This window comes from Armatimonas sp. (genome assembly GCF_031410135.1).
GTDB lineage: Bacteria > Armatimonadota > Armatimonadia > Armatimonadales > Armatimonadaceae > Armatimonas.
The window spans coordinates 1-7,693 of record NZ_JANNYP010000567.1 but is presented as its reverse complement, the minus strand read 5'-3'; the positions used below and the strand labels follow the sequence as shown (position 1 = coordinate 7,693).

The window sequence follows — 7,693 nt, the reverse complement described above, 5'->3', positions numbered from 1 at the left end:
CTGTTGTTCCTGGTCTACCTGGGGGCATTTATCCTCCTGCTCCTCGCTCTGGCAGCCGGGGCGAGCTTTATCAGCTAGAGGGCAGGAGAAAATTGCCTCGATGCCGAATGGGTTGGCATGAGACCGATTGTACAGATTTCCCTAGATATCGTAGACCTCGATGAGGCCCTTGAGACCGCGCATCTTGCGATGCGGGCGGGCGTGGACTGGCTTGAGGCGGGGACGCCGATGCTGATGGCGCACGGGGCCAATGGCGTGAAAGTGCTGCGCGAGGCGTTCCCCAACGTCCCGATTGTCGCGGATCTGAAGATCATGGATGGCGGCTACCGCGAAGTGGAGATCGTCGCCAAAGTCGGCGCAACCCATGTGGTGGTGATGGAGCGAGCGCACCCGCACACGGTCAAAGAAGTCGTCCGAGCAGGCCGCGACTTTGGCGTGGAGGTGATGGGCGACAACATGATCTCCGAGAACCTGATTGACTCCGCCCGGCGCTTGGAGGATCTGGGCTGTGGCTACGTCATCCACCACATCGGCTTCGACGAGCGCCGTGGGATCGCGGCCAGCGGTGCACGCATGCCCAGCCCCCTCGACCAGCTCCGCGAGGTCTGTGAGGCCGTGAGCATTCCCGTGCAGGCCGTCGGTGGCCTCACGACGGACCAGGCCATCGCCTGCCCCAGCTATGGAGCCCCGCTTGTTGTGCTGGGCGCCCCACTCACCGTAGACGACTACGCCTTCAAGAGCGCCAGCAACAACCTAGAAGAGATCGTCCGCCACATCTGCGAGCGCATCCACGCCCAAGGGTAGTCATCCACGGTGATTCCCTCCTCCCAACCCTGCGAAGGCAGGGTGGAGAGAGGGGGTGCGATTGACGATTTCTGAGGAGCCCGTGCTCTACGGTGCCCTCTCCGCGGGCGATATCTGGCGCTTTGCGCACCTGGAGCGTCGCACCAAAACCATCACCCAGGACGTGAACCTCTTCCGTGTCTCCGCCGATCTCGCCGAGCTGTCACGAGTGCTTGTGGGAATCTTGGAAGGCGTATAAAATAGGCGTATGCTAACAATTACGGTCGAAGGTGAGCTAGAGAAGCGTCTACGGGCACGGGCAATGCGTGTCAAAAGCGAACCCAATAACTTTGCTCTGGCAACCCTGGAGCGTGGCCTACACGAAGAGGAGGACTGGACAGAGCTTCAGAACGCTCTAGCACAGCACGCGGGGATGGGTGTTCTCCCTGACCTTCTGCCCAATGATTCTACAGAGGCACAAGCGCATATCTTGGGAGCCTTCGCCAATGACTCAGAATGGGATGTTTTCGAAGAAGCCATTGCTCAAGAACGTGCCCTTGCCAATGCTCGTGAAGCTGAATGAGTGTCTATCTACTGGATACGGATACAGTATCATTGCTCTTTCGCTCCTCAAGTGACGAGACTCCACTTTACCGTCGGTTTCTCCAAACCGTTGCCACAGATCGTGCTATCAGCACTGTCACCATTGAGGAGATGATGCGTGGCGCTCTTGCCGTGATCCGAGCGGAAGAGATGAAGGCAAAGGGAACACAAGGTTACCAGAGGCTGGCACAACTTGTGCCTTTCCTTGCCACGTTTCGGATTGCGCCCTTCACAGATGCTACCCAAGAAATCTATCGCGCCATGCCCGCATCACTGCGTCGTCTTGGCAGTGGTGACTGTAAAATAGCAGCGACCGCGCTGCACTATAATCTGATTGTCGTAACACGAAACCTGCGCCACTTCCAACAAATTCCTGGTGTGGTCTGCGAAGACTGGACAGAGGAGCTAGAGCCATAACTCCTCACGAAGCCCTCCAAGATTTGCAGACACGCCTCAGGAAAGAGCAGCGGGGAAACTGGATTGGTAGCTACTGGCAAGGAGAGCACCTAACCCTTTTCTTCCATGGTAATCCCTGGGAAGATTACTTCTTCGAGTTTATTCGTATTATCTCGGAACCGGATATATCTGGCGTCTTAATTAGTCTGGAATTTCATGGCCCCGATGAAGGAATAAACGGCACCCGTAACTGGGATTTCTCCGTGTTCCTCCAGCAAGATATAAGTTTCCCTCACCTAAAACGCTTCATTGTGGCTATCTCGAAGCCCAGTGATCACAACCGTTCTATTATTGGGGAGGACTACGAAGAAAATGGGCAGCTAGCGATGCTTCTCAACTACATGCCCTCTCTTGTCCTCTTTGCAGCACCTTCTGCTCCGAACGCAGATTTTTTCGCTCGCACAAAACATCCACTAGAGAGGCTTTTTGTGGGGTGTGGTTATGATCACCAAGACTTCATTTTAAACCTCAGCCAAGCGACTTGTTTTCCTGTCTTGAGTGTCTTCGGATTTAATGATTTCTCCGAGTTTTATTTGTCGGACTGGAGAGAGCTGTGTGTTCCCTTTAACCACTATCAAGCCCTCTTTCAGGCATTGCATATCCCGGAGTGGAGGTATTTCTCTTTGACGAGCTCGCTTCTCACACGGGAGGAAAGAGATGCTCTACATGCCCTTCGTCCCGAACTTCAATTTTTCTGTTCTGACCTGAGGAAATACCATGAACCAACCAACTAAAATAGCACTTGTCACAGGAAGTGTCCGGGGAATCGGGAAAGTGATCGCCGAGCGTCTGGAGATAAAGGGCTGGACGGTGATTCGGCACGCACAGACAGCAGCGGAGCTGGAGGGCTTGGTCGGGGTTGCGGGCGATCTTGCAGACCCAAACGTGCCCGAGGCGCTGATTGCCGAGGTGATGGCGCGGTACGGGCGGCTGGATGCGCTAGTGAACAATGCGGCGCTGACGACGCGCTCGAACTTGGAGACGACTGATGCGGCGCTCTTTGACCGGCTGATGGCGGTGAATCTTCGGGCACCGCTACTTCTCATCCAAGCCGCGCTTCCGCACTTTCGGGCGCAGGGGGTGGGGAAAGTGATCAATATCGGCTCTTCAAATGCCTACTGCGGCGAGCGGAATCTCTTAGCCTACTCGCTGACTAAGGCGGGGCTGATGGTGCTCACGCGCAACTTAGGCGACACCCACGGGGCCGAGGGTGTACGGGTGAACCAGCTCAATCTCGGCTGGACACTCTCCGACAGCGAGTACGCGCTCAAGATCTCCGAGGGACTGCCGCCCGACTGGCCCGAGCGGCTCCCGAAGTCCGTCGCGCCCTCGGGAGGGTTGCAGACTCCCGAGGACGTCGCCGCGATGGTCGCCTGGCTCCTCTCTGATGAGGCCCCGCGTGTCAATGGTCAGGTCTGGGACTTTGAGCAGTACCCGCTGATCGGACGCAATCCCCCCAAAGATGTCGCCGGTTAAAAACCGGCGTCTACTTCCAGTGGGCGGCGGCGTGCCAGCTCTGCCACGTTTTGGGTTTGGACGAACCACGCTCCAGCCTCTCTTCCAGATATTGCCGCTGTTCTCCCGCTGGTAGTCGCTTGATCAGCGCAGTAATCTCAGAGCGAGCATCATCCGAGAGATAGTACAGAGTGCGCGAGTCTAGTTTTCCCGTCTTTTCCCAGCGCTGGATATTCTGGTGCGCCACCAGTGCATCGGGGTTGAGGATATTGAGACTCGCGGCAAAGCCCAGAGCACACGCTAAACCGCCAATTGCAAAACGACTTGACCAAGGGCGCGACCAGAGTGTCACGACCAGCCAGAGTAGGGTGAGCCCCAGCCAAACAATAAAGACATCTACGTGGAGCCGGGTCTGGGTTGCCCCATAGGCCGCTTCGTAGGTTGCCATCCGCCTCCAGGCAGAGAGGAGAAGCACCAGAGTCTCGGCGACAATCAAGCTAGAGAGCGCTGCAAAATGGGTAGGCTGCTTGCCCGTGCGCTTGGTGGTGGCTTTGAGGCTTAGAATCAGTGCCAGAGTCAGCGCTGCCACCGTGACCAGCTCCGCAAAACCGCGCCGGGCGTAGTCCGCGTAGGTGAGGCTAGGAACCGTCAGCACTCGCGTCGCGCCTCCGAAAAGATAGGCAAGCTGGATCCAGAGAAATATCCCAAATACAGTGGCGACGCTGGAGAGAACGGTCATGGCTTCGACAAAGCCTAGCGGCAGCTCTTCTGGGGCTTTCTCCGCTACCAAGACGCGCTGTGCTGTAAGCGCAAGAGCTAGCCCGCCCGCCACCAGCCACGAAGTGAGGAGAACCAGCCCCAGCCGTAGTGCCTGCTCCTGCCAGCGCTCAGGCAAGAAAAGCTTCCCCAGCTCTGTGACATAGCGTGAGAATACCGCATCTGCCGAGGCAAGGAGCGGCACCAAGACCAGCAAGACGGGCACGGAGAGCAGCACTCCCCGAAAGAGCGGCCCTATACTCTGGCGCTTCTCAGTGCTCTTGAGAGCCATGAGCACCTCACTCACCGCAGGAGCCCCACGCTTCAGGCTCGCCCCCAAGAGCACAAACGGTGCGCCCAGCAGCTCGCCCAGCCGCAGCTCCGCGAGCTGACCAGGAACCGCAAAGCGGGCAAGAAGCGCCAACAGAAACACACAGGCCAGAAGATTGAGTCCGGTCACAAACTCACTTGCTCGGAGAGTGAGCATCACGGCAAAGAAAGCGAACACTGCCAGGAGTGGCCCTAAGCTTTGCCAGGCAGTGCGAATGCCGTTGTGGCGTAGAAGCACCCAAAGTGCCACCGGCAATAGGAACAAGAACAAAGTTGTTCCTAGCCCTATTTCTTGTCCATAGAGTAACCCATCCGCCAGTGCACCCACTCCGAGTGCAGCTACCAAAAGCGAGCCCGCACGTGGCAGGCGACTCTCATTTTTCATTTTTATCTCCATAAAGAACTTTGTCTAGCAAAGTTAATTACGAAGATAGTACGAAGGACGTTCCCAAAGAATCACTAGCTGTGGGCGCAAACACCAAAAAGTCGCTCGTGCGACTACCAAATGGTCCGTCGTGGAGCGACTTCTGAGCTGAGGTACAAAGCCCTTAGACACCGATTTCAATCGGCGGGGGAATGACTATTTAATCGCTTTGAGGGCGCTCTCCAGAACCGGGTCGCTGGTCTCCGTGGCTACGGCTTCGACGGTCACATCGGGCTTAAGGGGGTTCTTCTCCAGACGCATCCCGCCTGGCGAGACATAGTCCGAGAGGGGAACTTGCACCTCAAAGCCCTCGGTATCGCGTAGGGGAACAAAGAACGAGACCAGCACCGCACCTGCCGAGGGCTTGCCCACCAAGATCGCCCCACGCTCCTCTTTGAGAACCGCGCTGGAGATCTCCGAGGCGCTTGCGGAGCCTTTGTCGAGTAAGATCGCAAGCTTACCCAGATACGGTGCTTGAGAGAGCTTGAAGGTCTTGCTGGTTGGCCCTGCCCACTTGGCAATTGCCACCATGTCCTTACCATCGCCGCCCACGGTCTGGATATAGCGCTCCGCCATCTGGCGGCCCACCTGGGTGCCAATTGGGGTGCCCACGGGTGTGAGAAGTGAGAGCAGATGATTACAGTTGCTGACCAGTCCGCCGCCATTGCCGCGCAGGTCAATCACCAGAGACTTTGCTTTCTTGGCATTGACTTCCTCAATAAAGCCAGCGATCTGCTTGACATTATAGGTGCGGGCAAACGAGGGGATACGCAAGACTGCCGTGGTTTTATTCGTCCAGGTAAGCGTGTTGGGCTGGTCGGTCGAGTAGGCTTTCTTGAGCACCATGTAGTTCTTGATAAGTCCTGTGCTCTTGCGCTTGATGGTCAGAAGAGTCGTCTCGCGGTCTGAGGGGATCGGGTAGGTCGTGGGCTTCTCCATGCCTTCCACGGCGATAATCTCATCGCCCGCTTCCAACCCTAGCTGTGCGGCAGGGCCTTTCGGGGCAAGGGCAGTAATCTTTAAGCCACTCTCGCTTTTCTCGGTACGAAGGCCAAAGTTCTGTGTGACCCCGGTAATGCGAGCCTTGGCGCTCTGGGGAGAGAAGAGGCGGATGTGGCTGATTCCAAAGTCACGGAGAGCTTCATTGACCGTATTGACAAACGTGGGGACATCTTCGGACTTGTCGAGCTCGCTGCGGCGCTTCTCCAGAAAAGTGGGCCACTGGGCGAAGTCTACACCAGGGACAAAGGCTTGGCGCTGAATGCTCGCCTGCATGGTCTGCAATACTTTTGTCTTACTCTCGGGGGTGATGGCCTGTCCAAAGGCACTGGAGAGCGAGCCCAGCAGGATGCCGAGCGTAAGAAAAGAACGAAATTTCATGGGGTTTTCTTGCCTTTCAGAGCGGCTTCTACAAAAATAGGGGCCGCAAGCTCCGCTGATGAGAGGAGCATGTAGTTTTTCGAGACGCGGTGAATCCGCCGCGCCAAGTCGGGGTCGAAGCAGCGCAGCACGAGCGGCATCGGTCGCTCAGCACGCGTCTCCTCGATCAGGCTCTGCGCCGTGAGGCCAATCTCCAGGTTCAGAGCATCACTGGATGTTGCCGCAATCAGCGCCCGTGCTCGTCCCAGTCCGGCCTTCATCAGCGCCTCAGGCCGGGTGGCATCTCCCAACAGAATGGGGACTCGGGTCGCGAGGTCGCGGAAGTAGGCATCATCGGGTGTCATGTCTACCACCACCACCCGCAGGTTTCGTGCCCGAAGGTGTCCCGCGATGGCATAACCGACACTACCGAGGCCGCAGATAATCACATGATCTTTGTAGCGCCGCGCCATCTGCTCGGCACGTGCCTGTTGGGCTGCCCCCGAGAGAATATAGTTGGTGAGCAGCGACGAGAGCGTTGCGAGCAGCAAGAGCCCCCCAAACATGAGCAGCATCCCAAAGAGCTTCATGGCTGGGGCGGCATCGTGGAGGTTGAAGTCGCCAAAGCCCACGGTTGTCAGGATGGTCACGGTGAAATAGGCCGCGTCTAAGTAGCTGATACCAAGATACTGATGAAAAATCAGTACGCCACCCACGAAGAGCAAGAGTAGCAAGAGCATTAGGAGCGACAGATCCGTGCGGGGTGCACGCCGCAGTGTTAGCTGAGCGCTTTTTCTCGCACGAGCGGGCAGGCGCTCGGGCGGCGGTGCGAGGGCCGCTTCGACAAAGTGTGGCGCGGCGAGTAGAGGGGGAACCAGCACGTGGGTGATGTCAAAGTCATGCTCCAGCCGATCCCCGAGGCGTGCATCCGAGTGTCGCATGACGATACACAGCTCCGGGTGCTGACTACGGACATCGAGGGCCGCCTCCAGGTTGATCAGATCGTCCGAGGTGGCCAGGATCAGCGCACGCGCACTGTCTAGTCTTCCTGCCTCGCGCGTGTCAGGAAACCGAAAGTCTCCTGTGATGAGCTGCGCCCCTAGATCCAGTGCGGCGACTCGTCTGTCCTCTCGTGTCTCCGGGCTCGTGATCGCCACCACCGCGATTTTCTGCTCTCGCAGGAGTTGCACGATCCGCAGCCCAAAGCGTCCCAGCCCACAAACCACCACATGATCACTAAGCTCGTCTGGAAAAAAATTCGTAGGCACACCGTATTATAGCCAGTACTTTAAGGATAGCGATATTGGCATGGAATTTGTTATATAGCTAAAACATGATGACAGGCACAAAACGTATCGCTTTTGGTTGGAATGGCACCCTCGTGCCTGAGGTGGGGGAGTTTAGCTGTGAGCGGCCACAAGGGGCTGCTGCCTTGGCCCTCAAGCAGGGCGTACGGCGTGGGGCAGTGGAGCTGATGCGCTCGCTTCAACGTGATGGCTGGGAGGTCTGGATCTACACGCTGGGGGC

9 protein-coding genes and 1 pseudogene are annotated in these 7,693 nt (G+C 57.3%); 7 read left to right on the top strand and 3 right to left on the bottom strand.

The window, feature by feature from the left end:
• Positions 1-117 precede the first annotated feature (117 nt).
• From RMO15_RS20930 to RMO15_RS20905, 6 genes are read left to right on the top strand one after another with little or no spacing between them, the layout of a single operon-like run.
• Positions 118-804, top strand: coding sequence for an orotidine 5'-phosphate decarboxylase / HUMPS family protein (locus RMO15_RS20930; RefSeq protein WP_309716587.1), 687 nt, complete (start codon positions 118-120; stop codon positions 802-804).
• Between the two features lie 55 nt (positions 805-859).
• A complete protein-coding gene (locus RMO15_RS20925) occupies positions 860-1,042 on the top strand; it encodes a hypothetical protein (RefSeq protein ID WP_309716584.1) in 183 nt (60 codons plus the stop codon).
• A 9-nt stretch (positions 1,043-1,051) separates the two neighbouring features.
• Positions 1,052-1,366, top strand: coding sequence for a hypothetical protein (locus RMO15_RS20920; protein WP_309716579.1), 315 nt, complete (start codon positions 1,052-1,054; stop codon positions 1,364-1,366).
• Positions 1,363-1,803, top strand: coding sequence for a type II toxin-antitoxin system VapC family toxin (locus RMO15_RS20915; protein ID WP_309716576.1), 441 nt, complete (start codon positions 1,363-1,365; stop codon positions 1,801-1,803). The genes RMO15_RS20920 and RMO15_RS20915 overlap by 4 nt, the downstream gene beginning before the upstream one ends.
• 23 nt (positions 1,804-1,826) lie before the next feature.
• Positions 1,827-2,576, top strand: coding sequence for a hypothetical protein (locus RMO15_RS20910; protein WP_309716571.1), 750 nt, complete (start codon positions 1,827-1,829; stop codon positions 2,574-2,576).
• The gene (locus tag RMO15_RS20905; RefSeq protein WP_309716569.1) at positions 2,560-3,318 is read left to right on the top strand and encodes an SDR family oxidoreductase; all 759 of its coding nucleotides are present in this window, start codon (positions 2,560-2,562) and stop codon (positions 3,316-3,318) included. Before RMO15_RS20910 ends, RMO15_RS20905 begins: the two co-directional genes overlap by 17 nt.
• 10 nt (positions 3,319-3,328) lie before the next feature.
• On the opposite strand, the gene RMO15_RS20900 is transcribed toward RMO15_RS20905, so the two are convergent.
• The 3 genes from RMO15_RS20900 to RMO15_RS20890 all read right to left on the bottom strand — a co-directional run bounded on the left by RMO15_RS20900 (position 3,329) and on the right by RMO15_RS20890 (position 7,434).
• Complete coding sequence (locus RMO15_RS20900) at positions 3,329-4,768, bottom strand: DUF4173 domain-containing protein (protein WP_309716567.1); 1,440 nt, start codon at positions 4,766-4,768, stop codon at positions 3,329-3,331.
• Between the two features lie 195 nt (positions 4,769-4,963).
• Positions 4,964-6,187 (bottom strand): S41 family peptidase, encoded by a 1,224-nt coding sequence (locus RMO15_RS20895; RefSeq protein WP_309716566.1) that lies wholly within the window; start codon positions 6,185-6,187, stop codon positions 4,964-4,966.
• The gene (locus tag RMO15_RS20890) at positions 6,184-7,434 is read right to left on the bottom strand and encodes an NAD-binding protein (protein WP_309716563.1); all 1,251 of its coding nucleotides are present in this window, start codon (positions 7,432-7,434) and stop codon (positions 6,184-6,186) included. Before RMO15_RS20890 ends, RMO15_RS20895 begins: the two co-directional genes overlap by 4 nt.
• Before the next feature lie 65 nt (positions 7,435-7,499).
• On the opposite strand from RMO15_RS20890, the pseudogene RMO15_RS20885 reads away from it, so the two are divergent.
• A pseudogene (locus tag RMO15_RS20885) lies at positions 7,500-7,693 on the top strand (hypothetical protein); the annotation flags it as partial.